The sequence below is a fragment of the Nonomuraea sp. NPDC046570 genome (assembly GCF_040645915.1).
Taxonomy (GTDB): domain Bacteria; phylum Actinomycetota; class Actinomycetes; order Streptosporangiales; family Streptosporangiaceae; genus Nonomuraea.
Map to the genome: position 1 here is coordinate 116993 of NZ_JBEYZF010000005.1, position 26377 is coordinate 143369.

At 69.6% G+C, this 26377-nt stretch carries 26 protein-coding genes; 16 read left to right on the forward strand and 10 right to left on the reverse strand.

What is annotated here, in order from left to right; genetic code table 11:
* The first annotated feature begins 15 nt into the window (after positions 1 to 15).
* From ABZ911_RS10695 to ABZ911_RS10725, 7 genes are read left to right on the forward strand one after another with little or no spacing between them, the layout of a single operon-like run.
* Positions 16 to 1101, forward strand: coding sequence for a Zn-dependent alcohol dehydrogenase (locus tag ABZ911_RS10695; RefSeq protein ID WP_358054220.1), 1086 nt, complete (start codon positions 16 to 18; stop codon positions 1099 to 1101).
* Positions 1079 to 1837 (forward strand): gamma-glutamyl-gamma-aminobutyrate hydrolase family protein, encoded by a 759-nt coding sequence (locus tag ABZ911_RS10700; RefSeq protein WP_358054222.1) that lies wholly within the window; start codon positions 1079 to 1081, stop codon positions 1835 to 1837. Before ABZ911_RS10695 ends, ABZ911_RS10700 begins: the two co-directional genes overlap by 23 nt.
* Positions 1824 to 3296: an amidase family protein gene (locus tag ABZ911_RS10705; protein ID WP_358054224.1), complete on the forward strand. Its 1473-nt coding sequence runs from the start codon at positions 1824 to 1826 to the stop codon at positions 3294 to 3296. The genes ABZ911_RS10700 and ABZ911_RS10705 overlap by 14 nt, the downstream gene beginning before the upstream one ends.
* Entirely contained in the window at positions 3293 to 4777 is a 1485-nt protein-coding gene (locus tag ABZ911_RS10710) for an aldehyde dehydrogenase family protein (protein WP_358054226.1), read from the forward strand. The genes ABZ911_RS10705 and ABZ911_RS10710 overlap by 4 nt, the downstream gene beginning before the upstream one ends.
* A 13-nt stretch (positions 4778 to 4790) precedes the next feature.
* Positions 4791 to 6272 (forward strand): NAD(P)/FAD-dependent oxidoreductase, encoded by a 1482-nt coding sequence (locus tag ABZ911_RS10715; protein ID WP_358054228.1) that lies wholly within the window; start codon positions 4791 to 4793, stop codon positions 6270 to 6272.
* 5 nt (positions 6273 to 6277) lie between these two features.
* Positions 6278 to 7156, forward strand: a complete 879-nt coding sequence (locus tag ABZ911_RS10720) for an NAD(P)-binding domain-containing protein (RefSeq protein ID WP_358054230.1) — start codon at positions 6278 to 6280, stop codon at positions 7154 to 7156.
* Positions 7157 to 7181: 25 nt separating this feature from the next.
* Entirely contained in the window at positions 7182 to 8072 is an 891-nt protein-coding gene (locus ABZ911_RS10725) for a phytanoyl-CoA dioxygenase family protein (RefSeq protein WP_358054232.1), read from the forward strand.
* 50 nt (positions 8073 to 8122) lie between these two features.
* On the opposite strand, the gene ABZ911_RS10730 is transcribed toward ABZ911_RS10725, so the two are convergent.
* A complete protein-coding gene (locus ABZ911_RS10730) occupies positions 8123 to 9502 on the reverse strand; it encodes an FAD-dependent oxidoreductase (RefSeq protein WP_358054234.1) in 1380 nt (459 codons plus the stop codon).
* A 15-nt stretch (positions 9503 to 9517) separates the two neighbouring features.
* On the opposite strand from ABZ911_RS10730, the gene ABZ911_RS10735 reads away from it, so the two are divergent.
* Positions 9518 to 9880, forward strand: a complete 363-nt coding sequence (locus ABZ911_RS10735) for a LysR substrate-binding domain-containing protein (protein ID WP_358054502.1) — start codon at positions 9518 to 9520, stop codon at positions 9878 to 9880.
* A gap of 32 nt (positions 9881 to 9912) precedes the next feature.
* Here ABZ911_RS10735 and ABZ911_RS10740 read toward each other — a convergent pair whose 3' ends face one another.
* Positions 9913 to 10815 carry a LysR substrate-binding domain-containing protein gene (locus ABZ911_RS10740; protein WP_358054236.1) on the reverse strand — a complete coding sequence of 301 codons (903 nt, stop codon included), beginning with the start codon at positions 10813 to 10815 and terminating at the stop codon, positions 9913 to 9915.
* A 101-nt stretch (positions 10816 to 10916) separates the two neighbouring features.
* On the opposite strand from ABZ911_RS10740, the gene ABZ911_RS10745 reads away from it, so the two are divergent.
* From ABZ911_RS10745 to ABZ911_RS10755, 3 genes are all read left to right on the forward strand, one after another.
* The gene (locus ABZ911_RS10745) at positions 10917 to 11843 is read left to right on the forward strand and encodes a pseudouridine-5'-phosphate glycosidase (protein WP_358054238.1); all 927 of its coding nucleotides are present in this window, start codon (positions 10917 to 10919) and stop codon (positions 11841 to 11843) included.
* Positions 11844 to 11849: 6 nt separating this feature from the next.
* Positions 11850 to 12728 carry a PfkB family carbohydrate kinase gene (locus tag ABZ911_RS10750; protein WP_358054240.1) on the forward strand — a complete coding sequence of 293 codons (879 nt, stop codon included), beginning with the start codon at positions 11850 to 11852 and terminating at the stop codon, positions 12726 to 12728.
* 82 nt (positions 12729 to 12810) lie between these two features.
* A complete protein-coding gene (locus tag ABZ911_RS10755; protein WP_358054242.1) occupies positions 12811 to 13347 on the forward strand; it encodes a hypothetical protein in 537 nt (178 codons plus the stop codon).
* 7 nt (positions 13348 to 13354) lie between these two features.
* Here ABZ911_RS10755 and ABZ911_RS10760 read toward each other — a convergent pair whose 3' ends face one another.
* A complete protein-coding gene (locus ABZ911_RS10760) occupies positions 13355 to 13963 on the reverse strand; it encodes a TetR/AcrR family transcriptional regulator (RefSeq protein WP_358054244.1) in 609 nt (202 codons plus the stop codon).
* Positions 13964 to 14094: 131 nt separating this feature from the next.
* Between ABZ911_RS10760 and ABZ911_RS10765 the strand changes: the two genes are divergently transcribed.
* The 3 genes from ABZ911_RS10765 (at position 14095) to fabG (ending at position 17330) form a co-directional block, all read left to right on the forward strand.
* Positions 14095 to 15240 carry an acyl-CoA dehydrogenase family protein gene (locus tag ABZ911_RS10765; RefSeq protein ID WP_358054246.1) on the forward strand — a complete coding sequence of 382 codons (1146 nt, stop codon included), beginning with the start codon at positions 14095 to 14097 and terminating at the stop codon, positions 15238 to 15240.
* 36 nt (positions 15241 to 15276) lie between these two features.
* A complete protein-coding gene (locus ABZ911_RS10770) occupies positions 15277 to 16494 on the forward strand; it encodes an acetyl-CoA C-acetyltransferase (RefSeq protein ID WP_358054248.1) in 1218 nt (405 codons plus the stop codon).
* A 62-nt stretch (positions 16495 to 16556) separates the two neighbouring features.
* Positions 16557 to 17330 (forward strand): 3-oxoacyl-ACP reductase FabG, encoded by a 774-nt coding sequence (gene fabG, locus ABZ911_RS10775; protein WP_358054250.1) that lies wholly within the window; start codon positions 16557 to 16559, stop codon positions 17328 to 17330.
* Between the two features lies 1 nt (position 17331).
* Here the strand turns inward: fabG and ABZ911_RS10780 are convergent, their stop codons facing one another.
* Positions 17332 to 17622, reverse strand: coding sequence for a type II toxin-antitoxin system Phd/YefM family antitoxin (locus tag ABZ911_RS10780; RefSeq protein WP_358054252.1), 291 nt, complete (start codon positions 17620 to 17622; stop codon positions 17332 to 17334).
* A 68-nt stretch (positions 17623 to 17690) separates the two neighbouring features.
* Between ABZ911_RS10780 and ABZ911_RS10785 the strand changes: the two genes are divergently transcribed.
* Positions 17691 to 18305: an ATP-dependent Clp protease proteolytic subunit gene (locus ABZ911_RS10785; RefSeq protein WP_358054503.1), complete on the forward strand. Its 615-nt coding sequence runs from the start codon at positions 17691 to 17693 to the stop codon at positions 18303 to 18305.
* A 97-nt stretch (positions 18306 to 18402) separates the two neighbouring features.
* On the opposite strand, the gene ABZ911_RS10790 is transcribed toward ABZ911_RS10785, so the two are convergent.
* From ABZ911_RS10790 to ABZ911_RS10805, 4 genes are all read right to left on the reverse strand, one after another.
* Positions 18403 to 19923 (reverse strand): long-chain fatty acid--CoA ligase, encoded by a 1521-nt coding sequence (locus ABZ911_RS10790; RefSeq protein WP_358054254.1) that lies wholly within the window; start codon positions 19921 to 19923, stop codon positions 18403 to 18405.
* An 86-nt stretch (positions 19924 to 20009) separates the two neighbouring features.
* Positions 20010 to 20468: a MaoC family dehydratase gene (locus tag ABZ911_RS10795; RefSeq protein ID WP_358054256.1), complete on the reverse strand. Its 459-nt coding sequence runs from the start codon at positions 20466 to 20468 to the stop codon at positions 20010 to 20012.
* A gap of 53 nt (positions 20469 to 20521) precedes the next feature.
* On the reverse strand, positions 20522 to 21409 hold the full coding sequence (locus ABZ911_RS10800; RefSeq protein ID WP_358054258.1) for an amidohydrolase family protein: 888 nt from the start codon (positions 21407 to 21409) through the stop codon (positions 20522 to 20524).
* Between the two features lies 1 nt (position 21410).
* A complete protein-coding gene (locus ABZ911_RS10805) occupies positions 21411 to 22322 on the reverse strand; it encodes an SDR family NAD(P)-dependent oxidoreductase (protein ID WP_358054260.1) in 912 nt (303 codons plus the stop codon).
* Positions 22323 to 22429: 107 nt separating this feature from the next.
* On the opposite strand from ABZ911_RS10805, the gene ABZ911_RS10810 reads away from it, so the two are divergent.
* Positions 22430 to 23272, forward strand: a complete 843-nt coding sequence (locus ABZ911_RS10810; protein WP_358054262.1) for a PaaX family transcriptional regulator C-terminal domain-containing protein — start codon at positions 22430 to 22432, stop codon at positions 23270 to 23272.
* Between the two features lie 47 nt (positions 23273 to 23319).
* On the opposite strand, the gene ABZ911_RS10815 is transcribed toward ABZ911_RS10810, so the two are convergent.
* Both ABZ911_RS10815 and ABZ911_RS10820 read right to left on the reverse strand, forming a co-directional pair.
* On the reverse strand, positions 23320 to 24948 hold the full coding sequence (locus ABZ911_RS10815; RefSeq protein WP_358054264.1) for an amidohydrolase: 1629 nt from the start codon (positions 24946 to 24948) through the stop codon (positions 23320 to 23322).
* Positions 24949 to 24979: 31 nt separating this feature from the next.
* A complete protein-coding gene (locus ABZ911_RS10820) occupies positions 24980 to 26320 on the reverse strand; it encodes an amidase (protein ID WP_358054266.1) in 1341 nt (446 codons plus the stop codon).
* Positions 26321 to 26377 lie beyond the last annotated feature (57 nt).

Genomic DNA, 26377 nt, shown 5'->3' on the forward strand with positions numbered 1-26377 from the left:
GAAGGAAGCACACCGATGAGGGCCGCAGTACTCAACACCGCGCCCGGACAGCTCGAGTTCGAAGAGCTCGACATGGACGCACCCGGTCCTCGGGAAGTCCTCGTCCGCACGGCCGCGGTCGGCCTGTGCCAGAGCGACCTGCACTACATCGACGCGCACTGGAGCACGGCCTTGCCCGAAGTGCTCGGGCACGAGGCGGCCGGCGTCGTCGAGGCGGTGGGCTCCGAGGTCACCGCCACGGCCCCGGGCGACCATGTGGTCACCTGCATGACGGCCTTCTGCGGGCGATGCCGATACTGCGTCGACGGACGGCTCACGCTGTGCGTCAACCATTCCAGGCTCCGCACCCGCCCACGCCCGGCGCTGCTGAACCGGCATGGTGCCGCGGTGGGAAGGATGGGCGGGATCGGCGGGTTCGCCGAGCAGATGCTGGTGCACGAGAACAGCGTGGTCCCCATCGATCGAGACCTCCCCCTGGATCGTGCCAGCCTGCTGGGCTGCGCCATGATCACGGGCGTCGGGGCCGTCTGGCGCAGCGCTCGCGTCGAGCCCGGGGCGTCAGTGGCCGTGATCGGGTGCGGCGGAGTGGGGTTGTCCGTCGTGCAAGGCGCCCGCCTGGCCGGCGCCGCCAGGATCATCGCGGTCGACGTCGACGAGCACAGCCTGGCGCAGGCGCGCCTGCTCGGCGCGACCGCCACCGTGAACGCCACGGCCGAGGACGCCGTGGACGCCGTACGGCGCCTGTCATCGGGCGGTGTCGACTACGCGTTCGAGGCCATCGGCAGGCCCGCCACCGTCGAGCAGGCGTTCGCCATGCTCGCACCGGGTGGCGTCGCGACCGTGCTGGGAATGGTGCCCGACGATCAACCACTGCGCATCACCGCGTCGGAGCTGTTCTTCCACGAGAAGAAGCTGCAGGGCTCGCTCCTGGGATCCAACCAGTTCCCCACCGACATCCCCCGTCTCGCCGAGCTGTACGTGCAGGGGCGCCTCGAACTCGACGGCATGATCTCGCGGCGGGTCGGCTTCGACGACATCGACGCAGGTCTGGCCGCCCTTCGCGCGGGAGGGGTGAACCGTGTCGTCGTGGAATTCGGCTGAGCGGGCGCGGCGGCCGCTGATCGGGGTGACCGGTCGGCGTGCGAGCGCCGGACGACTCGACGTCGAGGCCAGGTACCGGTCCCGCGAGTTCGACATGCACTACGCAGATTTCGCGACGCGGCTGGCCGAGCAGGGCGCCATCCCGGTGCAGCTTCCCTATGAGGCGATCGGCCCGGACCTCGTCGAGCGGCTCGACGCTCTCGTCGTCTCCGGTGGCCAGGACGTCCACCCCGCCACCTTGGGCATCGACGCCCCGCCCGTCGATGCCGAGAGCGACCCCCGCCGAGACCGCCACGAGATCGAGTTGATCAGGTGCGCCATCGAACTGGGGACGCCGCTGCTCGGAGTCTGCCGCGGACTGCAGATTCTCAATGTGGCGCTCGGGGGCACGCTGGTTCCCGACCTCCGCACCGGCGAGATCGACCACCGGTCGCCGGGAAAGGAGGTCTCCGACGAGACCCATGGCGTCCGCTTCCTCACCGGATCGACCGTGCACGGGATCTACGGAGACCGGGCACCCGTGAACTCGCTGCACCATCAGGCCGTCGACCGTCTCGGCACGGGACTGACCGCCACCGGATGGGCGCCTGACGGCGTCGTGGAGGCCGTCGAACTGGGCGGCGCACCGGTGGTCGGTGTGCAGTGGCATCCGGAATGGCGTGCACACGACCCGATCTTCTCCTGGCTCGTCCGGGTGGCCTCGACGCGCAAGGAGGCGCTCGATGGAGTTGCGTGAATACGCCCGCATGGACGCCACCGGGCTGAAAGACCTGCTCGATCGGCGCGAGGTCACCCGCGGTGAGGTGTTCGAGGCGGCGCGCGCCGCGATCGCGCAGGTGGATCCGGTGCTCGGCGCCGTCGTCGGGGAGGTGTTCGACGAGCCCCCGGCCTACTCCGAGGCGGGTCCGTTCAGCGGTGTTCCCTTCGCCCTCAAGGACCTGATGTGTACGGCGGCGGGGGTGCGGAACGAGAACGGCAGCGCGTTGACGGCCGGGTTCGTCGCCCGACGCGACTCGGATCTGATGGTGCGCTGGCGGGCGGCCGGGCTCGCCGTGGCCTGCCGTACGAGCACGCCGGAGTTCGGGTTCAGTGCGACGACCGAGCCGGTGGCGAACGGTCCGACCCGCAACCCCTGGAATCCCGAGCGTGTGGCCGGGGGGTCGAGTGGCGGTTCGGCGGCCCTCGTCGCCGCGGGTGCCCTGCCCTGGGCTCACGCGAACGACGCGGGAGGGTCGATCCGTACGCCCGCCGCGCTCTGCGGTGTCGTCGGGCTCAAACCCACGCGCGGCCTGGTGCCTCCCGGACCTGACTCGGACGAACCGCTGTTCGGCCTCACGGCCGAGTTCGCCGTCACCCGAAGCGTCAGGGACGCCGCGGCACTGCTGGATCTGGTGCACGGAAGCGCCCCGGGCGACCGCTACCACGTCCGGCGCCGGGCTCCGGGCGAGTTCGCCGCCGCGGTCGGGCTCCGACCGCGGCGCCTGCGCGTGGCCGTGTCCACGGACTCGCCGGGCGGCGGCGCCGATCCGGCCGTCGCGGCCGAGGTCCTCCGCGTCGCCGGGCTGCTGGAGGACTTCGGCGACCAGGTGGAACGGGCGGCTCCGGTGGTCGACGACGAACGCTTCCGCGAGCTCAACCTGACGTTCTGGTCCGCCTCGATCGCCGACACCATCCAGGCGCTGACCGGCGGACGGGACGTGGAGAAGGCACTCGCGCTCGTGGAGACCGCGACCGCGGCGATGGTACGCCACGGCCTGGCACTGCGCTGGGAGGACGTGTCCCGAGCGCGCGGCTACCAGAACGAGCTCACCCGATCCATGGCCGGCTTCCTCGACCGGTTCGATCTGATCCTGACCCCGACGACGCGGTCCACGGCCTGGCCGATCGGTGAGCTCGATGCCAACCGGCCCGGCATCGACGCCCGTGGCTGGGTCGACACGCTGTCCGGATACTCGCCGTTCACGGCCGTCTACAACGCGACCGGCCAGCCGGCGATCTCGATACCCACCGGAATGTCTGAGGGACTGCCCATCGGGGTCCAGCTCGCGGCGGCACCGGGACAGGAAGACGTGCTGCTGGCGGTGGCCGCCCAGCTCGAAGAGGCGGACCCCTGGCGAGGACGCGTTCCAGCCGTCCACGCGGGTGGTCCCGCGGGCCACCCCTCACCCGAGATCAGAGAAACGGAGGCCAGATGAACACCCGAGACGAGTGGGCACGGTTCGCGTCAGCGCTCATCGTGCCGTCCACGATGTGGCTGGACGGGGCGTGGTTCGACGCCGCCGACCGCGCCAGACAGGACGTCGTGTCACCGCACACGGGGACGGCCGTCGCGAGCGTGCCCCTGGCCACTCCCGAGGACGTCGACCGGGCCGTCGCCGGAGCGCGTGCGGCCTTCCGGGACGGGCGGTGGTCCGGAATCAGCGCCCGGGACAGGGGAGCGGTGCTGCGACGCTGGGCGGACCTGATCCAGGAGCACCGCGACGAACTCGCCGCGCTGATCACCCTGGAGATGGGGAAGCCGGTGGTCCAGGCGCGGGACATCGAACTGCGCGCCACCGAGGCGACGTTCCGCTGGTACGGCGAGCTCGCCGACAAGCTGCTCGACGAAGCCCCACGAGGGCTGCCCGACGCCGTCGCACTGGTCACCCGTGAACCCGTCGGAGTCGTCGCCGCCATCACGCCGTACAACTTCCCGCTGACACTGAGCGGCTGGAAGATCGCGCCGGCCCTGCTCGCCGGGAACAGCATCGTGGTCAAGCCGGCGACCCAGTCGCCGCTGTCTCTCCTCTGGCTGGCCGAGCTGGGTTCCGCGGCCGGACTGCCCGACGGGGTGCTCCAGGTCGTGACCGGGGCGGGTGGCAGCACCGGAGCGGCCCTGGCCCGGCACATGGACGTCGACTGCCTCACCTTCACCGGATCTCCGGAGGTCGGCAAACGGCTGCTCATCTACGCCGGGGAGTCGAACGCGAAAGCGGTCCACCTCGAACTCGGCGGCAAGAGCCCGCAACTGGTGTTCGCCGACGCGCCGGATCTCGCCGAAGCCGCGCGGACAGTGGCCTGGGCGATCACCTTCAACGCCGGGCAGATGTGCACGGCGGGCTCCCGGCTCCTGGTCGAGGAGAGCATCGCCGAGCCGTTCGTCGCCGAAGTGATCGCCGAGATCAAGAACACCGCGGTCGGCGACCCGTTCGACCCGTCCACCGGGATCGGCCCGGTCGCGAGCACGCGGCACCGCGCCGACATCCTGGCGCACGCCAGGTCCGCTGTCGCCCAGGGGGCGACCTTGGCCCTGGGGTCCTTGGACGCGCCGGCCGGTGACGGCGCGTATCTGGATCCGATCGTGTGCACGAATGTACGGCCGGAGCACGACCTGTTCCGGAAGGAGGTGTTCGGGCCGGTCCTCTCGGTCACGAGCTTCACCGACGCCGACGACGCGATCCGGTTGGCGAACGATTCCTCGTTCGGACTCGGGGCCGGGCTGTGGACCTCGAACCTCTCCCGCGCGCACCGCCTCTCCCGGGAGATCGACGCGGGACTGGTCTGGGTGAACTGCTACGAGGAGGGAGACCTTTCGGTTCCCTTCGGTGGTCGCAAGCTGTCCGGCCACAGCGTGGACAAGAGCATCCACGCACTCGACAAGTTCACGTCGACGAAGACGACGTGGATCCGGCTCTGACCGAAGGCGCACCATGGCAACCAGTGACAACAGCGGCCACATCGCGATCATCGGGACAGGGTTCTCCGGCCTGTGCATGGCGATCGCGCTGAAGAAGAAGGGCATCCACGACTTCACCCTGTTCGAGCGCGCGGACGACCTCGGCGGCACCTGGCGCGACAACACCTATCCGGGCGCGGCCTGCGACGTCCCCAGCGTTCTGTACTCCTTCTCCTTCGCGCCGAATCCGAACTGGACCCGCGTCTTCCCGCCGTGGTCGGAGTTGCACACCTATCTGCGGTCCGTCGCCGAGCGGTTCGACATCATGCGGCACATCCGGTTCGGAACCGAGGTCGCCGAGATGCGCCTCGACGAGCGCACCCTCAGGTGGGACCTGCAGCTCACCTCCGGCGAATCCGTCGACGTCGCCGTGGTCGTCAACGGCTCGGGCGGGCTCAGCCGGCCGTTCGTTCCCCCGCTGGCCGGCCTGGAGTCCTTCGAGGGCACGAGATTCCATTCGGCGGAGTGGAGGCACGATCACGACCTCGCCGGCAGGCGCGTCGCCGTGATCGGCTCCGGCGCCAGCGCCATCCAGTTCGTTCCGGAGATCGCTCCCCACCCGGAGGCGCTGCACGTCTTCCAGCGGACACCACACTGGATCATGCCGCGAGGCGACGCTCCGCTGCCCGCGTCGACGCGCGCGCTGTTCGCCAGAAGCCCCATGCGGCAACGACTCCGGAGGTGGAAGACCTACTGGCAGTTCGAGTCCCTCGCCTACGCCTTCCTCGGGAACCGCCGGCTGATCGAGCGGTATCGCGCGTCCGCGCTCGAGTACCTGAATGAGCAGATACCGGATCCGAAGCTGCGGGCGGAGGTCACCCCTGACTACGACCCCGGCTGCAAGCGGCGACTCGTGTCCGACGACTGGTACCCGACGCTCCAGCGCGACAACGTGCACCTCGTCACGGAGGGGATCTCGGAGATCCGGCCGCGATCGGTGGTGACCGCCGACGGCGCCGAGCACGAGGTCGACACCATCATCTTCGCGACCGGATTCACCCCGACCAGCTTCCTGGCCCCGATGAAGGTGTTCGGCCGCGGCGGCGTCGAACTGCTGGACGCCTGGAGAAAGGGGGCCGCCACCAAGCTCGGCATCGCCACGTCGGGATTCCCGAACCTCTACTTCCTCAACGGGCCGAGTACGGGGCTCGGACACAACTCGGTCGTCTTCATGATCGAGGCGCAGGCCAGGTACATCGCGTCGGCGGTCCGCCGCATGCGGAGGGCCGGCGCCGGCGCCATCGACCTGGACCGCAGAGTGCAAAGGCGCGGCTACGCGTACACCCAGAAGCGCATGCGGCGGACGGTATGGGCCTCCGGCGGCTGCACCAGCTGGTACCAGTCAGCGGACGGCCGCATCGACACTCTCTGGCCGGCGACGACCGTCGAGTACTGGCTGCGCACGAAGTTCTTTCGAATGTCGGACTACCACCGGCTGAGCACCCGCAAAGGATGATCGACATGGATGTATCACTGCTGGGCACGGGGCTCATGGGATCCGCGCTCGCGCACGCGTTGATCCGGAACGGCGCCCGGGTGACCGTATGGAATCGCACCTCCGCCAAACTCGCACCGCTCGCGGCCGCCGGCGCCGCCGTGGCCGTGTCACCCCGGTCCGCGGTGGACGCGAGCCCGGTCACCATCGTCAGCCTCCTGGACTACGACGTCGCCCAGGCGGTTCTCGAAGAATGCGGTTCGCTGACAGGGAAGATCATCATCAACACGGCCACCGGGTCTCCCGACGAGGCGGCCTCGTTCGCCGAGTGGGTCGAGGGCAGGGGCGCGCGGTATCTCGACGGCGCCATCGCGGCCTACCCGGAGGACATCGGAACCGAAACGTCCGCGATCAACTACTCCGGCTCCCAGGAGGCGTGGGAAGCGCTCAGCCACCTTCTCCTTCCCCTGGCCGCGCAGTCGCGTTTCGTCGGGACCCGTCCCGGCGCCGCGAACGTGATCGACGCCGCCATGGCGGGCGCGTTCTTCAACGTCGCGCTCGGCGCCTTCCACGAGGCGGCCTCCTACGTGAAGGCCGAGGGCGTCGCGGTCTCGGAGATGCGCCACTGCCTGCATCTGTGGACCGGAAAGCTGCTCGAACTGCTCCAGGAAGCCATCGACACCTTCGAGTCCGGCGACTACACGACCGACCAGGCGACGCTCGACATCTACACCGCCGCCGCGCAGTCATGGCATCAGTCGATGCTCCGCGTGGGCCAGCGTGCCTCCCTGATGGCGGCGAACCTGGAGAACCTCGAACGCGCCTGCGCGGCCGGGTTCGGCGACATGGGGATTTTCGCCCAGATCGAAGTCCTTTCCACCCCCTCCGAGACCACCCCCTCCTAGACCACCCCCAACTGAAGGGCACCACATGACCACCACGACCAGCCTGACGACTCTGCCCGCCGCCACCACCAGCGTCGACGAGGTCGTCGACGTCATCCGTCGCGACGGGGGCGTCATCCTCGAGGGCTTCCTGGAGCCGTCCGTTCTCGCCGAGCTGCGCCGGCAGCTGGAGCCGATCCTCGACGAGACCCGCTACGGCGAGGACGCGTACTTCGCCGGGACGAAGACCCGCCGTGCCGGCGGCCTGTTCGGCAGGCTGGACATGATGCCGGAGATCGCCCTGCATCCCCTGTACTACGGCGCCGCCAAGAAGATCCTGCAGAAGCCTTTGTGGGTCTGGGTGGGGGACGACCGGATCGAGATGGTCCCGGACATCCAGGTCGGCGTCACGCAGGCCATCCAGATCCACCCCGGGCAGGGTGACCAGCGACTGCACCGCGATGACACGAGCTTCCTCTGGCGGCACCCGGACTACGGTCGCGAGGGGCGGGTCCAGATCATGGTCGCGGTCACCGATTTCACCGCGGAGAACGGCGGAACGCTGGTCATCCCCGGCAGCCACCTGTGGGACGACGAGCGCGGGCCCAGGCGTGAGGAGGCCGTCTCCACGGTGATGCCCGCGGGGTCGGCGTTGATCTGGATCGGATCCACCTACCATGGCGGCGGCGACAACTCCTCCGAGGCGTCCCGGACCGGTCTGACGATGGCGTTCGACCTCGCCTGCCTGCGGCAGGAGGAGAACCAGTACCTGTCGATTCCGCGCGACAAGCTGCCGGGCCTGTCAGAGGAGGTCCAGCGGCTGCTGGGGTGGGGTTCGGGAGTCAACCTCATGGGCTACGTCGAACGTGACGGCCAGATGGTCGACGCCCACACCCTGCTCGAGGACGGTGCGGTCGACCTGCCGACCGTGCGCTGATCCGGTTTCGGGCCGAGAACCCCCCGGCGTGGCGCGAGCTCGCGGCGGTGCTACACGGCGTTCTCCGCGCCGGTGGCGCCGCCACCACGATCGACTTCACCCGGACTCCGCGGAGCGGAGGTGATGTCGAAGGGAACATGTTGGTCGTCGAAGAGGATGGCTCCCGCGCGCACCAGCCGGTCCTGGAGCTCTGGCAGAGGGAGTGTCCGAGGTGACACGCCCAGACTCACGGACAGCGCGGCCGCGGCTCCGGCCCCTTCGCCCATCGCCATGCACTGCGCCATGAGGCGGGCGCTCGCCTGTGCTTCGTGGTCGGCCGAGAGGCAACGCCCGGCTGCCAGGAGATTGTCGAAGCCTGAAACGATCAGGCTTCTCAGTGGTATGTCGTAGACGCGTTCATCGCTGAGATAGCGCCAATCGGCATCGTCACTCCCTTGGATCTCGACGGGCGACCCGCTTTGTGCGATGACATCGGGGAACTTCCTGCCGTTGAGCACATCGTCCGACGTCAGTTCGTAGTCGCCGACCGCCCGCCGGGAGTCTCTGACGCCTATGTGCACGCCGTAGCTGACAAGCTCGGCACGGGCGTACCCGGGTACCTGGTCCTGGAGGAAGCGAAGATACTCGCGAGCCTGTCGGCGGCCCGCTCTCTCGGCCGCGCTGAGTTCGAGGACGTCGGTCGCGTCGTAGCCGCCGATTCGGGTGAGGAGAGCGTGTGCTCCGCCCCCTGTCGAGGAGCGGCGGACGTGGATGTCGTCGTGGGGGACCTCGTATCGCCCGCTCGCCCGTGCTTGCCGGACGTACTCGGCGAGGTGTTCTCGGGGGAAGGAGCGTGCGAGTTCGTTGTCGACATTCGCCAGTCGCATCGTGGTGGTCATGGCCTGCTTCAAGCCGCCTCGCGCGGCGTTCACCACCGGTCCGCCCGCGAGGCGGACGAGCGAGGCGTCCCCGGAAGCGTCGACGAAGCCGGCCGCGCTCAGTTCCAGCGGTTCTCCCCGCGCGATGAGGGAGAGGCGCTCCACCCGGCCGGCGCTGGTGCGGGCACCCGTCAGCTCGGTGTGGAGATAGACCTGGACGCCTTCGCGTTCGGTGATGTCGTCGAACAGATCCTTCAGGTGTTCGGGGTCGTAGCCGATCCCGATGCCGCCGCCGTGGGCGTTCTCACGGTAGAAGGCGTGCCCCTCGGCGACGAGAGAGCGTTCGATCTCTTGTGCGATGCCTCCGACGACCCGGAAGGGTGGTTCGCCCGGCGTGAAGAATCCGTAGAAGCTGTCGAGGACGGATGTCGCCGTACCGCCGAGGTAGCCCATCCTCTCGATCAGCGCGACCCGTGCTCCGGCGCGAGCGGCGGACAGTGCCGCCACGGCCCCGGCACATCCTCCGCCGACGATCGCGACATCGAACTCATGGTGAGACCGGGTGGCTGACATCACGGGTGACTTCTTCTGCCGCCGGGCCCTGTCGACCTTCGCCTCCTGGCGGGCAGTCGCCTCCTGATCTGGCAGCGGGCGCAGGCTCCGGCGTACTACGACCTGGTCGTGGGGGCGTTCCGGGACGCCGGTCTTGATCCGGTGGTCGACACGCGGCTTCGGAGGGCGACGACCCGGGTGGCGGAGATCGCGAGTGGTGAGACGGTCGCCGTCCTGCCGTCTCAGGCCGCGGCGTTCCCGCAGCCTGGTGTGCGGTATCGCGCGATTCAAGGCGGGCCGACGGCCTCGGTGGACGTGGTGTGGCAAGCGGCGGAGAGCAGGCGGGAGGTCCTCGCGGCGCTGGACGTGGTTCGCCTGAACGTCGTCGACGTGGCCTGAGGACCGTGCCGCGCGGACACCGGCGGGTCGCCTCAGCGGTCCTCCAGCTCCGCTCCCGCTCGACGGATGAGCTCGCGCAGCGCGAGTAGTCGTGCCCGCCCGTCGTCCATCCGCCACTGCATCTCCAGAGGGAGAGTCGCCCGCTCCGCGAGCGGGACCGCGACGACGTTCTCGGACAGGTGGCCCGTCGTCGATCCGGGGACGAGGGAGAACGCCCGGCCTTGGGACAGGAGGTAGAGGCGGGAGCCGACGATCCTCGGCGGACTCATGATCATGTGCGGTTCGAGCCCTCGATCGGAGCACATCGTGAGGACCCAGTCGTAGTACCTCGGATGCTGCTCTCTCGGCCACAGAAGCAGGGGAACGTCCGCAAGGTCGCGGAGTGCGACGCGTGGCAGCCCGGCTGCCGGATGCTCCCGGCTGATCGCGACGAAGACCGGCTCGTCGGCGATCGTTTCCTTCTGGAAACCGGCCATGTCGTCGAGGAACCGTCCCAGGCCGATGTCGGCGAGTTCTGCCGCGAGAGCCGCTGAGACCCCGCCGGTTTCGACGGGTATGTCGTCGATCTTCAGCATGGGAAGTTCGAGTTCTGCCTGGCTGATGACGGCGGGGAGCAGACGGTTCACGATGCTCGGGGACGCCACGAGACGAGCGGTGTTCATTCTCGACTCCTCGTGGAGGTGGACCTTCCCGAGGAGGGAGCCGGCCTGGTCGAGGAGCACGCGCCCCTCGGCCGTCATGACCCTTCCCGCCGGGGTCAGGGCGATCGCTCGGTGGCTGCGGTCGAAGAGGGCGACGCCGACGGCCCGCTCCAGCCGGGCGACCTCCTGGCTCACCGTGGGCTGTGAGATGTGCAGCTTCTCCGCGGCGCGTCCGAAATGGAGGGCCTCGGCGACCGCCAGGAAGACTTCGACCTGCCTGAGCGTGAACTTCATAGCTTAAAGCTATCGCAGCATCGCTTATTCATTCTGGTTCTTGAGCCCAGCCTCTTTCTAGCCTGTGAGGCACATGCTCGCGTTACGGAAGGTCTGAAGGTATGTCACATCCTGCGGTCCATGTCTCCGACCAGGTCACCCACGCGGTGGAGAGCGGCGCGCCCGTCGTCGCACTCGAATCCACGATCTTCACGCACGGCCTTCCGCGCCCCCGGAACCTGGCGGTCGCCCTGGAAGCGGAGGAACTGGTCCGTGCGGCGGGAGCCGTACCGGCGACGATCGGGGTCTATCGAGGCGTCCCCACGGTAGGGCTGACCACCGAGCAGATCACGGTGCTCTCGAACGCGGACGGGATCGACAAGGTGAGCCTGCGGGACCTCCCGGTCGTCGCCTCCCTCGGCCGGGACGGAGGAACGACTGTCGCGGCGACCGCCTACCTGGCACACCTGGCCGGCGTGCGGGTCTTCGCGACCGGAGGGCTCGGCGGCGTCCATCGCGGAGCTTCCGAGTCGTTCGACGAGTCGGCGGACATGACGACGCTCGCCGTGACACCCATCACCGTGATCAGCGCGGGAGTGAAGTCGATCCTCGACATCGGGGCGACCCTGGAGCGGTTCGAGACGCTGAACCTTCCCGTCATCGGGTACGGAACCCGCCGGTATCCAGGCTTCTACGTCTCGGACTCCGGATACAGGCTCCAGTATTCGGTGGACTCCCCCGAGGAGGCCGCGAAGGTCGTCTCGACCCGGGACGCGCTGGGGCTTCAGCAAGCGGTCCTGCTCGCCAATCCCGTCGACGAGTCCCTGCAACTGCCGCCGAGTGTGCTCGACGACGTGCTGCGCCGCGCGTGGGAAGAGGCCGGACGGCAGGGGATCGGCGGTAACGCCGCGACGCCGTTCCTGCTGGATTTCATTCAGCGCGAAACGGGCGGCCGGAGCCTGGAAGTCAATGTGGCCGTCTACCGCGGAAACGTCACCCTCGGCGCCGAGGTCGCCGTGGCGCTGTCCGCGGAGCGGAACCAGGAGTAGCCGATCATGCTCGGAGTGATCGGCGATCTCGTCGAAGATGTCATCGTGTGGGTCGGAGGTCCCGTTCGACACGGTACCGACACCGAGTCGAGGGTCTTCCGGCGCCGAGGTGGGAGCGGCGCGAACGTCGCCAGTTTCGCCGCGGACCTTGGGCCGACGCGATTCATGGGCTGCGTCGGTGCGGATCCCGCCGGTGACCGGGTCATCGGGGACCTCGAAAGCGAGCGCGTTGACGTGCGCGTGGTTCGACGGGGTGAGACGGGCACCATCGTGGTCTTGATCGACGGCCAGGGCGAGCGGACGATGTTTCCGAATCGGGGCGCGTCGACGCTGCTCGACGCGGTTCCGGATGAGTGGCTGTCCGGGCTCTCGCTGCTCCACGTACCCGCGTACTCCTTCAGCGCGGAGCCCCTGGGGGCGGCGGTGATCGACGCGATCCGGCGGGTGAAGGACGTCGGTGGTCGTGTCTCCGTGGACGCGTCCTCCACGGGCATGCTCACGCGCTACGGCCGTGGGCGGTTCCTCGACCTCATGGCGGAGCTCGAACCAGACTTCCTGCTGGCCAACAGCGACGAGTCCGCCTTTCTCGGACTGCTCGTCGACGGGGTGACCGGCACAGAGCGATGGCGGCTCCCCTCGACAACGGTCGTGACCAAGTCGGGGCCTCAAGCGACGATCATCGACGTGCCGAATCAACCGCAGGACGAAGTCGAGGTCCCCGCCGTCGAGGAGGTGCGCGATCTGACAGGGGCGGGGGACGCGTTCGCCGCCGGCTTCCTGAGCGGGTACCTTCGTACGCGAGATCTTCGAGAAGCCGCTGTGCTGGGGCACGCGTCGGCCGCTCGGGTCCTGACCTCGCCTGGAGCCTCCACGGCCGGCGGCTGAACGATCGGCCGACCCGCTCGCGGACGGCGGCGAGCGGCCGGCAGGAGAGTTCTGGGCTATCGGAGGTAGGTCGTTGGGTGCCATGAACAGGGTGCTGATCTCGGGGGCCACCGGGTCGGGGAAGACCACTCTGGCCACGGTGTTGTCGGCGGCGCTCGACGTGCCGCGGTTCGAGCTCGACGCCCTGCACCACGGCCCGGGCTGGGTGAAGCGGCCGGAATTCGCCTCCGAGGTGGACGCGTTCTCGGGGCGGCCTCGCTGGGTGACCGAGGACCAGTATCACCGTGACCTGGGCGATCTGTTGTGGCAACGGGCGGACACGGTGATCTGGCTTGATCTGCCCCGCCGTACGGTCATGTGGCGGGTCGTGTGGCGCTCGATCGTCCGCGCGGTGACGCGGCGTGAGCTGTGGAACGGCAACCGCGAGAGCTTCCGTGACTGGCTCGACGCCGGACATCCGATTCGCTGGTCCTGGTCGCAATACGACCGAAAGAGACACGAGACCGCCGACCGGATAGCCCGGCACCCCGGCCTCCGCGTCGTCCGGCTGCGCTCACCCCGAGAGGTGCGGCAGTGGACCGCGCGCCGCCACGACCAGCCTGGCCGCGCGGTTCGGTGAGATCTTCCTACGGGCGTGCCCCGACGATGCGCAGGGCCAGCTCGCAGTAGTGGTCGGCGATCTCCTGGTCGCTCCATTCGCCGTCGTCGCGGTACCAGCGCGCGAGGTCGACGCCGAGTGACAGCAGCGCGAGCGCGGTCATGCGCGGGTTGGGGGTGTGGAACACACCGGCGGCGACGCCCGCCTCCACGATCCGACGCATCTGCTGGTTGATGGTCCGCCTGATGGCGCGGATCTCCTCGTAGTGCTCCGCGCTGAGCGCGGAGAGCTCGTAGTTGACGATGCGTGCGCTCGTGTGGCCGCGGGCGTGGTACGTGGTGAACCCTCGGACGGCTGCGAGGAGCTGCTCCATCGGGTCGTCCGAGCTCGCCGCGCCTTCTCGCAGGAGCCGCAGCGTGACGTCGTGTCCCGATCGCGAGATCTGGTAGAGCAGCTCCTCCTTGGATGCGTAGTGCACGTAGAGGGCGGCGGGGCTCATCCCGGCCGCCGAGGCGATGTCGCGGGTGGTCGTCCCGTGGAACCCCTTGGCGGCGAAGGACTCCACCGCCGCGGCGATCAGCCGGTCGCGGGCGGTCTCGGGGTGGCTTTCCCTCGTCTTCGGACGGGCGTTCGGCACGTTCTCGCCTTCTGTGATCTTCCTCGGTCCGTACGGCCAGGGCGTTGACAAGAATGTCGCACTTGGGGAACCCTGAGCAAGCGCTTAGCGATAAGCAAGCGCTTAGTCACTCCTTTCCGTGCGAGGTACCGGTGAGACGCAGCATCTACGACTCTGACCACGAGGCGTTCCGCGGCTCGGTCAGGGAGTTCCTCGACCGGCACGTGATCCCGCACACGGATCGGTTCGTCGAGGCCGCGGGGTTCCCCCGGGAGCTGTGGATCGAGGCCGGCAAGCAGGGCTTTCTCGGCCTGGAGATCCCGGAGCGGTACGACGGCTCCGCCGCGGGGGACTACCGCTACAACGCCGTCCTCGGCGAGGAACTCGCCAAGGTGACGGCGGCGCTGTCCTCCTGCTTCGGCATCCACTACGACGTGGTGGCGCCGTACCTGGTGGAGCTCACCGGCGAGGAGCAGAGACGGCGGTGGCTGCCCCGGTTCTGCTCCGGAGAGCTGGTCACGGCCATCGGCATGACCGAGGCCGGCGGCGGGTCCGACCTGGCCGCGCTGCGCACCACCGCGGTGCGCGACGGGGACGCCTGGGTGCTCAACGGCGCGAAGACCTTCATCACCAACGGCTACTCGGCGGACCTGGTGATCGTGGCCGCGCGCACCAGCCCGGACAAGAGGGCCAAGGGGATCACGCTCTTCGCCGTCGAGGCGGGGATGGCGGGTTTCACCCGCGGCCGCAAACTCGACAAGGTCGGCCAGACGGAGTCCGACACCGCCGAGCTGTTCTTCGACGACGTCCGCGTGCCCGGCGCGAACGTCGTCGGCGAGATCGACCGCGGCTTCGTCCACATGATGGAACGCCTGCCGCAGGAGCGTCTCGGCACGGCGGTCAGCAACATCGCCCACGCCGCGCAGATCCTCAAGGAGACCATCGAGTACGCCAAGGAACGCCACGCGTTCGGGCAGCCGGTGGGGTCCTTCCAGCACAACAAGTTCCTGCTGGCCGAACTGGTCACGCAGATCGAGGTGTCCCAGGCGTACGTCGACCAGGCGGTCATGGCGCACGTCGAGGGACGGCTCACCGCGGTGGACGCGGCCAAGGCCAAGTGGTGGACGGCGCAGGTGCAGAACGACGTGCTCGACGCCTGCGTCCAGCTGTACGGCGGCTACGGCTACATGAACGAGTACCGCGTGGCCCGCGCCTGGCGCGACGCCCGGGTGACCAAGATCTGGGCCGGCTCCAACGAGATCATGAAAGAGCTCATCGGCCGGGACCTCGGTCTCTGACCGACGACACGAATCTGGGAAGCAGAGGGAAGACACATGCCCGAGGCAGTCATCGTCGCCACGGCCCGTTCGCCGATCGGCCGTGCGTTCAAGGGTTCGCTGAAGGAGATGCGGCCAGACGATCTCACCGCCCGGATGGTGCGCGCCGCGCTGGACAAGGTGCCCGAACTGGACCCGGCGGACATCGACGACCTGATCCTCGGGTGCGGCCAGCCCGGCGGCGAGTCCGGGTTCAACATGGGGCGCGTCGTCGCGGTGCTGCTCGGCCTGGACGGCGTCCCCGGTACGACGGTCAACAGGTACTGCTCGTCGAGCCTGCAGAGCACCCGGATGGCGATGCACGCGATCAAGGCGGGCGAGGGGGACGTCTTCGTCTCCGCCGGGGTGGAGACCGTCAGCCGGTTCGCCAAGGGCAACGCCGACGGACTCCCCGACACCGAGAACCCCGCGTTCGCCGACGCCGTCGCGCGTACCGGGCGGTTCGCCGAGGGCGGCCGGACCTGGTCCGACCCCCGGGATTCGGGCGGCCTGCCGGACGTCTACATCGCGATGGGGCAGACCGCGGAGAACGTCGCCCAGCTCAAGGGGATCAGCCGGGCCGAGCAGGACGAGTTCGGCGTTCGCAGCCAGAACCTGGCGGAGAAGGCCATCGCCAACGGGTTCTGGGAGAGCGACATCACCCCCGTGACGCTCTCGGACGGCACCGTGGTGAGCAGGGACGACGGCCCGCGGGCGGGCGTGACCATGGAGGCGGTCGCCCGGTTGCAGCCGGTGTTCCGGCCCGACGGAACCGTGACCGCGGGCAACTGCTGCCCGCTCAACGACGGAGCCGCCGCGGTGGTGGTGATGAGCGACGTCAAGGCGCGGCGACTCGGGCTCACCCCGCTCGCCCGCGTCGTGGCGACGGGCGTCTCCGGGCTGTCGCCGGAGATCATGGGGCTCGGCCCGGTGGAGGCGTCCACGCGGGCGCTCGCGCGTGCGGGGATGACCATCGGCGACATCGACCTGGTGGAGATCAACGAGGCCTTCGCCGCCCAGGTGATTCCGTCCGCTCGCGACCTGGGCGTCGACTTCGACAAGCTCAACGTCAACGGCGGCGCGATCGCGGTGGGCCACCCGTTCGGCATGACGGGCGCCCGGATCACCAGCACGCTCATCAACTCCCTGCGCTTCCACGACAAGCAGTTCGGCCTGGAGACGATGTGCGTCGGTGGCGGGCAGGGGATGGCCATGATCCTGGAGCGCCTGAGCTGAGCACGCGATCCGCGCGAAAGGCCGGAGGAGCGACGGAGATGGACATTCGCAGAGGAGAAGTAGTGAACGAGCAGCAGAATCAGCAGTCAGGCCGCACCGCGCTGGTCACCGGGGCCGCGCGTGGCATCGGCGCCGCGGTCGCGAGGCGGCTCGGCCGGGACGGATTCGCCGTGGCGGTCCTGGATCTGGACGAGACGGCGGGCGAGCCGGTCGTGGCGGAGATCGAAGCCGCCGGCGGCAGGGCGCTGGCGGTCGGTGTGGACGTCGCCGACGAGCAGGCGGTGGAGGCCGCGGTGGCGAGGGTCGCCGAAGAGCTCGGCGCTCCGGCCGTGCTGGTGAACAACGCCGGGATCATCCGGGACAACCTGCTGTTCAAGATGACCGCGGACGACTGGGACATGGTGATGGGCGTCCATCTGCGCGGCGCGTTCCTGATGAGCAGAGCGGCGCAGAGGTACATGGCCGGGGCCGGATGGGGGCGCATCGTGAACCTGTCCAGCACGTCCGCGCTCGGCAACCGGGGGCAGGCCAACTACGCCGCGGCCAAGGCCGGAGTCCAGGGGTTCACCAAGACGCTGGCGATCGAGCTGGGCAGATTCGGCGTCACCGTGAACGCGATCGCGCCGGGGTTCATCGAGACCGAGATGACCGCCGCCACCGCCGCGCGAGTCGGGGTGCCGTTCGAGGACTTCAAGGCGGCGGCCGCCGGGCAGATCCCGGTCGGCAGGGTCGGCCGTCCTGAGGACATCGCCGCGATGGTGTCGTTCTTCGTCCGCGAGGAGGCCTCGTTCGTCTCCGGCCAGGTGGTCTACGTCGCGGGCGGGCCCTGCGATTGACTTAGGACTTACCCGGTGGCCGGTGCTCCGCGGCGATGCCGATGCGGCGGGGCTCGGCCGGGTGAGACTCCAGAGTGTGGTGGGTCGCGGCCCCCAGGCGGATGATCGTGTCCGGGGACTGCCGTTCCGCCTCCTCCAGCTCCTGCAGCCGTTCGAGGTCGGCGGCGGGGACCAGGGCCACGATGGGCTTTCCGTGCCGGGTCATCACGATGCGCTCCCCGCCGTACCCGGCACGGTTCACCAGCTCGGCGAAGTCGGCGCGAGCTTGGGTGACAGGGATCTCTTCCGCCATGGCTCCAACATAGCAGTCTGCATGTCATGTACGTTCTGTATATTCTGTACAGAACGGAGGCGCTCGTGATCCACCCCACCAGCCGTTACGTGCTGCCGGAGGTCGTGGAAAGGACCAGCCGCGGCACGATCGTGATGGATCCCTACTCGAAGCTCCTGGCAGGGCGGATCATCTTTCTCGGCACCCCGATCGACGACACCAGCGCCAACGACGTCATGGCGCAGATGCTCTATCTCGACTACGAGAACCCCGAGCAGGACATGTCGCTCTACATCAACTCTCCCGGCGGCTCGTTCACCGCGATGATGGCGATCTACGACACCATGCAGCACGTCTCCGCGGACGTGGAGACCGTCTGCATGGGGCAGGCCGTCTCCGCCGCCGCTGTCCTGCTGGCGGCCGGAACCCCCGGCAAGCGGCTGGCCCTGCCGCGCTCGCGCGTCCTCATCCACCAGCCCTCCAGCGAGGGGCGGGGGCAGACCAGCGACCTGGAGATCCAGGCTCGAGAGGTCCTGCGCGCGCGGGCGCTCACGGAAACACTGCTCGCCAGGCACACGGGGCAGGGCGAGGAGCGGGTCCGGCGCGACATCGAGCGGGACAAGATCCTCGACGCGAACGAGGCCATCGCCTACGGCTTCGTCGACGCGTTGGCCGGCTCCCGCAAGCGGGTCCCGATCTGGTGAGGTCGCGCGCCCGGCGGTGGCGCCGGGCGGCGCGCTTTCCCCCGCCTGTTCCAGGCGATGGCACGAGTTACGGCAAAGTGACCCAGGACTCTCGGTGCTACGGCAGGCCGCGGTGACGCAGTTCGGGTTTGTGGATCTTTCCTGAACCCGTTTTGGGCAGGTCGTCCACCACGTCGAAATAGCGGGGGATCTTGTACTTGGCCAGCCGTACGAGGAGGAAGTCACGCAGTTCGGCGCCGGTGACGTGCCAGCCAGGGAGGCGGACGACGAACGCGCGGCCGACCTCGCCCCACGTGGCGTCGGGCACCCCGACCACGGCGACCTCGGCGACGGCGGGGTGCTCGAACATCACCTTCTCGACCTCGGCCGGGTAGACGTTCTCGCCGCCGGAGATGTACATGTCCTTGACCCTGTCGGCGATGTAGAGGTGTCCCTCCTCGTCGAGGGTGGCGAGGTCGCCGGAGTGGAACCAGCCGCCCTCGGAGAAGGCCGCGGCGGTCGCCTCCGGGTTCCGCCAGTAGCCGGGGGTCACGTTGGGCCCCTTGATGAGCACCTCTCCCGGCTCGCCGGCCGCCACGTCGGTGAGGTCGGGACGGACCACGCGCACGCCGGCGAAGAACACCGGGACGCCGGCGGAGCCGACCTTGCGGGTGCTCTCGCTCGCCTCGAGGAAGGTCGCGCCGGGCGCGGTCTCGGTGAGCCCGTAACCCTGGCAGAACACCAGGCCGCGCTCCTGGTAGGTGCGGATCAGCGCGGCCGGGATCGCCGCTCCTCCGGCCATGAGTTTGCGCAGGGAGGACAGGTCGGCGCCATCCCACCGAGACGACCGGGCGAACGCGGCGAACATCGTGGTGACGCCGAACATCCAGGTGACGCCGTGCCTCTCGATGAGGTCGTAGCACCCGTCCACGCTCCATGACGGCATGATCACCGACCGGCCGCCCTTGATGAACGTGGGCAGCAGTGTCTGGTCGAGGGCCGCGACGTGGAAGAGCGGGGCGCTGATCAGCGTCACCTCGTCACTCGCCACATCGACGCCGATCATGAGGTTGAAGGTGTTCCAGACGAGGTTGGCGTGGGTGAGCGTCGCCCCCTTGGGACGCCCGGTCGTGCCCGAGGTGTAGAGGATGAGGGCGACGTCGTCGAGCGCCACCGGCACGTCGATCGGCGTGGGATCCCCCTCCGACAGCCACGTCTCGTACTCCGGCTCTCCCGGCGCGGGAGAGGTGAGTGCCACGATCGCGAGCAGGGCCGAGGGGTCCGGGAGCGCGTGGACCACCTCGGCGCACTCCGGCGCGTAGATCAGGACCGTCGCGCCGGACTGCTCCAGCATGTACGCGATCTCGGGCGCCGCCAGCCTGAAGTTCAGCGGGACGAAGATCCCGCCGAGCAGGTGCGTGGCGAACATGGTCTCCGCGAACGCGACGTGGTTGGGGCCGAGGTAGGCGACCCGGTCACCGGCCCGCACCCCGGCCTCGCGCAGCCGCGAGGCCAGTTTCGTGGTGCGTTCGTGAACCTGGGCGTAGGTGAGGGACCGGTCACGGAAGACGAACGCCGTGCGCCCCGGCGTCATCAGGGCCCGGCGAGCCGGCCACCCTCCCACTCCAGCGTTCTGCATCGGTGTACGACCTCCGGGGTCAGATCTTCGGATGGGTGGTGGGACTTCCTACCGGACGACCTCGTGACATGCCCGCCGCGTCGCCCTCAGGCGTAGTGCCGGTAGACCGCCCGGGCGACGCAGGCGGGCTTGGGGGAGCCGTCGACCTCGACGGTGAAGTCGAGCAGCATCTGCACGCCGTTCCCGTCCACCTCGGTCACCGACACCACCGTGGCGGCGAGGCGGATCTTCGCGCCCACCCTGACCGGGCTCGGGAAGCGGACCTTCTCCAGGCCGTAGTTCACGCTCATCGTCACGCCCTGGATGTCGAGCAACCCGGTGAAGAGCGGGATGACCAGCGACAGGGTCAGGTAGCCGTGGGCGATCGTGCCTCCGAACGGCCCGCCCGCCGCCCTCTCCGCGTCGACGTGGATCCACTGGTGGTCGCCGGTGGCGTCGGCGAAGGTGTTCACCCGGTCCTGGGTGATCTCGAGCCAGCCGCTGCGGCCGAGGTCCCTGCCGGTGAGCGCCTTGATCTCGTCCAGTCCGTGCACGCTGATCGTCATTGCGGGGTTCTCCTCTCGTCACTGCCGGCCGGCAGTGTTCGGTGCTGTCGGTGCTATTCGGTGCCGAGCCCGAGCAGGCGTACGGCGTTGTCCTTGAGGATCTTGGAACGGACCTCCGGCTTGATCTCGAGCTTGTCGAAGTCCGCGAGCCAGCGGTCCGGGGTGATCACGGGGTAGTCGGATCCGAAGAGCACCTTGTCCTGGAGCAGCGAGTTGGCGTACCGGACGAGCTGCGGCGGGAAGTACTTCGGCGACCACCCGGACAGGTCGATGTAGACGTACGGCTTGTGCGTGGCGACGGCGAGGGCCTCGTCCTGCCAGGGGAACGACGGGTGGGCCAGGATGATCCGCAGCTCGGGGAAGTCCACGGCGACGTCGTCGACCAGCATCGGGTCGCCGTACTTCAGTCGGACGCCGCCGCCGCCGGGGACTCCCGCCCCGATGCCGGTCTGGCCGGTGTGGAACAGCGCGGGGACGCCGAGCTCCTCGATGGCCTGGTAGAGCGGATAGGCCGTCCGGTCGTTGGGCGCGATGCCCTGGAGGCTCGGGTGGAACTTGAAGCCGCGCACGCCGTACTCCTCGACGAGCCGTCGCGCCTCGCGGGCGCCCGCCCTGCCCTTCCAGGGGTCCACGCTGGCGAACGGGATGAGCACGTCGGCGTGCTCGGCGCAGCTCTCGGCCACCTCCTCGTTGGCGATGCGGCGGTGCCCGGTGGCGTGCTCGGCGTCGACGGTGAACACCACGGCGGCCATCTTCCGCTCGCGGTAGTGGTCGGCCATCTGCGCGATGGTCGGCTTGCGGTGCCCGTGCGCCTTGAAGTACTCCTCGGAGGCGCCGAACAGTTCCGGGCTGAGGGAGCCGTGCCCGTCCTTGCCGACCTCGGCGTGCGTGTGGACGTCGATGGCGACCAGGTCGGCGACGTTCATGACGCGATCGGTCATCTCACGCCTCCGGGACCTTGGGCGCGGGGATCCCGTACGTCTCCGGCTCGGCGCCGACGCCCGCCTGCCAGGACGCGGCGATGGCGCCGGGCGTCCATCCTCCGTCGGCGTAGGCGACGGCCTTCTCGCTCGGGTGGGACCAGAGCGCGAGCCGGTCGCCGCCGATGCCGATGGCCTGCCCGGTCACGCCCGCGGACGCGTCCGAGGCGAGGAAGACGACGAGGCCGGCGACGTCCTCGACGGTGCCGAGGCCCTCGTCCTTGCGCAGCCACTCGGGGAACGGCCGGCCGGTCCGCTCCGCCTCCTCCAGGATCGGCGCGAAGGCGGGGATCGTCCTGGTCATCTCGGTGGCCGCCACCGGTACGACGGCGTTCACGGTGATGCCCGCCCTGGCCAGCTCCATCGCCCAGGTGCGGGCCATGGCGACGACGCCCGCCTTCGCGGCGGCGTAGTTGGTCTGGCCGAAGTTCCCGCGCTGGCCGGCGGGTGAGGAGATCAGGATCAGGCGGCCGCCCGACCCCTGCTCGCGCATGCGGACCGCCGCCGCGCGGGCGCAGGTGAACGTGCCCCGCAGGTGCACGTCGATCACCGCGTCGAAGTCGTCGTCGGACATCTTCCACAGGACCCTGTCCCGCAGGATGCCCGCGTTGGTGACCATCACGTCGAGCCGGCCGAACTCCTGGACGGCGGTGGCGACCAGCCGGTCGGCGAGTTCGGAGCCGCCGACCGGGCCCGCGGCGACGGCGGCCGTGCCGCCGCTCTCCGCGATGGCGATGGCGACCTCGCCCGCCGCTTCGGCGTTCACGTCGTTCACGACCACCGCCGCGCCGGCCGCGGCCAGGGCCTCGGCGTACGCGCGCCCGAGGCCCTGGCCCGCGCCCGTGACCACGGCGACCTTGCCGGACAGATCCATCGACTTCCCCTCTCGATGCGCTGATGAGCGACCCGGCCAACGTAAGGCAGTTTCGTGACCCACGTCAAAGTTTTGCCCAATATCTCTGATCCGTCTACCCTCTTCCTGTGACGCTCAGCGAAGGAGACGACCAGGCGCAGGCGCCGTCCGCGCGCCCGCAGTCGCTGATGTTCAGCCTTCTCGGCATCTACGTGCTGGGGCGCGACACCGCCCTCTACTCGGGAAGCGTCATCGACGTGTTCGCCCGGCTCGGCCTCTCCGAGGAGGCGGTGCGCTCGACCCTGACCCGCATGGTCAAGCGGAACCTGCTGGCCCGGCACCGCCAGGGCCGAAAAATGTACTTCGGGCTCACCGGGCACGCGACGGAGGTGCTGGAAGACGGGCGCAGGCGGGTCTGGGAGACCGGCGCGGTGAACCGCGACTGGGACGGCACCTGGACCCTGGTCGGATTCTCGCTCCCCGACAACAGGCGCAGCACCCGGCACGACCTCCGCTCCCAGCTCATCTGGGCCGGATTCGGCCTGCTGCAGAGCGGTCTGTGGGTCGCGCCCGGCGTGAAGGACGTCACCGGGATCCTCGCCCCGCTCGACCTCGGCGACCACGTCACCGTGCTCGCGGCGCGGGCGCTCAAGCCCACGGAGTCGGCGGACGTCGTCAGGAAGGCGTTCGACACCGAGGAGATCGCCGGGCGGTACCGCGCCTTCCTCGACCGCTGGGACACCCGCCGCCCACTCCCGTCGGCGCCCGACGACCTCGCGCGGCAACTGCTCCTGCACACCGACTGGCTGCAGCTCGTCCGCCAGGACCCGCACCTGCCGGCCGAGCACCTACCCGGCGACTGGCCGGCGATCCGGGCCGAGCAGGTCTTCCGGTCGCTGGCCCGGTCGTACGAGCCGAGCGCGCGGAAGCTCGCGGACGAGGTTTTGGACAAGCTGCCCCTCCGGCCGTGACGCGTGCGCGGTCCCACCGACCGCGCAGCGTCCGGACGGAGGGCCCGTCAGAAGGCCGGGTCGGTGTGGACTCGATCGCCCTCGACGTAGGTGGCCAGCACCGCGGTCTCGGCGATCTCGGTGGCCGGGATCGAGAAGGGGTCGCGGTCGGTGACCACCAGGTCGGCGAGCTTGCCCTGCTCGATCGTGCCGGTCCGGGTGTCCAGGTGGTTCACCCGCGCTGTGCCGATCGTGTAGGCGGCCAGCGCGGCCGCCAGACTGAGCCGCTGCTCCGGCAGGAACACCTTGGCGCTCTCGCGCGGGATCATCCGGTTGACGGCGACGTGCACGCCCAGGAACGGGTCGGGGCTGCTGACCGGCCAGTCGCTGCCCGCCGCGAGCGAAGCGCCGGTGCGGACCAGATCCCCGAACGGGTACTGCAGGAGCGCCCGTTCCGGGCCGAGGAACGGGATGGTCAGCTCGTCCATCTGCGGCTCGTGCGCCGCCCACAGCGGCTGCATGTTGGCAGTGATCGCGAGCGCGGCGAACCGCGGCACGTCGTCCGGATGCACGACCTGGAGATGGGCGATGTGGTGGCGGTGGTCGTTCATGCCGTTGGCCGCGCGCGCGGCCTCGAACGCGTCCAGGGCTTCGCGGGCCGCGCGGTCTCCGACGGCGTGCACGTGGACCTGGAAGCCTTCGGCGTCCAGGCGGGTGACATACGCGCGCAGCGCCTCCGGGTCGACGAAGCTGATTCCCTGGTTGCCGGTCCGGCAGCCGCAGCCGTCGAGGTAGGGGGAGGTCATCGCGGCGGTGAAGTTCTCCGCGACCCCGTCCTGCATGATCTTGACGCTGGTGGCGTGGAACCGCCCCGTCGTACCTCTGCGCGCGAGCAGTTCAGGGATCTGCTCCTCGCCCCTCTCACGGTCCCACCAGAGTGCGCCGACCACCCGGGCGGTGAGCAGCCCGGACTCGGCCGCGGTCAGGTAGGCCCGCTGCACCTCGGGATTGACCATCGCGTCCTGCCAGGCGGTGACGCCGGCCGCGTGCAGCCGCCGCTGGCCGGCCTGGAGGCCGCGCAGCATCGCGTCCGCGGTCGGCTCGGGGACGTGCCGGCCGACCAGGCCCGACGCGCCTTCGTGGAGCGTGCCCTGCGGGGCGCCGTCGGCCTCCCGCTCGATGCGCCCGTCGATCGGGTCCGGGGTGCTCGCGTCGATGCCGCACAACTCCAGGGCCCTGCTGTTGACCCAGGCCCCGTGTCCGTCCCGGTTGATCAGGTGGACGGGCCGGTCGGGGACCACCGCGTCCAGCAGGTGCCGACTCGGCGTGCCACCCGGGAACCACTCCATGGACCAGCCGCCTCCGCTGATCCACGCGATCTCGGGGTTCGCCTCGGCGTAGGCGCGGACGGCGGCGACGGCCTCGCCCGCGTCGCCGGCCTCGTGCAGGTCGCACCGGATCATGGTGAGGCCGGCCAGGACCGGATGCACGTGGGCGTCCTGGAACCCGGGCAGCAGGGCTCGACCGGCCAGGTCGACGACCTCGGTGGCGGCGCCGATCAACGGCCGGACGTCCGAGTCCTCGCCGACGGCGATGATCCGGCCGTCGCGGACGGCGACCGCCGCGGCAGCCGTACGGGCCGGTCCGAGGGTGTGCACCGGGCCGCCACGGAAGACGAGATCGGCGGGGGTGGTCATGCGGACTCTCCTTGAGATGAGATCGGGGGGATCACAGCGACTCGGGGCGGAAGGCCCATGGGCGGGTGTGTTCGAGGGCGGCGCCGATGTGGAAGACGGTCGGGTCGTCGTAGGTGCGGCCGACGATCTGTACGCCGGTTGGGACGCCGTTGAATGCTCGTCCGGATGGGACGTTGAGGACGGGGCAGCGGCTGGCGATGTTGAAGACCGTGGTCATGGAGTATTCGAGGTAGTGGTCGAGTTCGACGTCGTTGACGGTGAGTTTGGTGTCGAGGTAGTCCTCGCCCGCGCGCAGGCCGGGGGCTCCGGTGGTGGGGCAGATGAGGGCGTCGTAGCGGTCGAGGAGTTCGCCGATCGGGGTGTAGATCGCGGCTTCGGTTTCCAGGCCGGCCAGGTAGCCGCCGGCTTGTTCGTGCACGGTGTGGGAGTGTGCGGCGAAGGCGGTGGCGTAGCGGGTGAGTTTGTCGCCGTGTTCGGCTGCGACGCGGGCGACCATGGGGCCGAAGATGGCGCCGAAGTGGGTGAAGGCCGCGCGCATGACGTCGGCGCGGCGCAGCCCGACCTCGACCTCTTCGACGATGGCGCCGGCCTGTCGTAGCGCGTCGGCCACGGCTTGGGTGTTGGCCATGATGTCGGGTTCGATCTCCCAGTCGCCGAGGTTGGGGGCGTAGGCGATGCGCAGGCCGTTCACCTGGCCGAGTTGGTCGGGGAGGTGGAGGGCGGGGCGCAGGGAGACGACGTCGTGTGGGTGTGGTCCGACGATGGTGTTCTGTAGGAGTGCGCAGTCGGCGACGGTGCGGGCCATGGGGCCGTCGTGGCAGTAGTGGTCGAGGTTGAAGGGTGCCATCGCGGGTACCCGGCCGTAGGGGGGTTTGTAGCCGACTGTGCCGGTGTTGGCGGCGGGTAGCCGGATTGAGCCGCCGATGTCGGAGCCGGTGGCCAGGGTGGTGGTGCCGGAGGCGAGGGCGGCGCCTGATCCGCCTGAGGAGCCGCCGGGTGAGTAGTCGAGGTTCCAGGGGTTGCGGGTGATTCCCCATAGTTTCGATTGGGTGAAGCCGGCGCAGCAGAATTCGGGTGTGGTGGTGCGGGCGTGGATGATGCCGCCGGCGGCCAGGATCCGTTCGATGACCGGGTGGGTGACCTCGGCGACGTGGTCGGCGTAGGCGAGTGAGCCGTCGGTGGCGAGGCGGCCGGCGATCGGTTGTTCGTCCTTGGCCGCCACCGCGAGTCCTTCCAGCGGCCGGGGCGTGCCGCCGTCGCGGTAGGCGCGTTCGGCCTGTTTGGCCTGTACGAGCGCCTCTTCGAAGGTGCGTTCGCTGAGCGCGTTGACCGCGGGCTCGACGGCCTCGGCACGTTCAACGACGGCGTTCATCAACTCAACGGGAGACAACTGTCGAGACCGGAACAACCGCAGAGCCTCAGTCGCGGA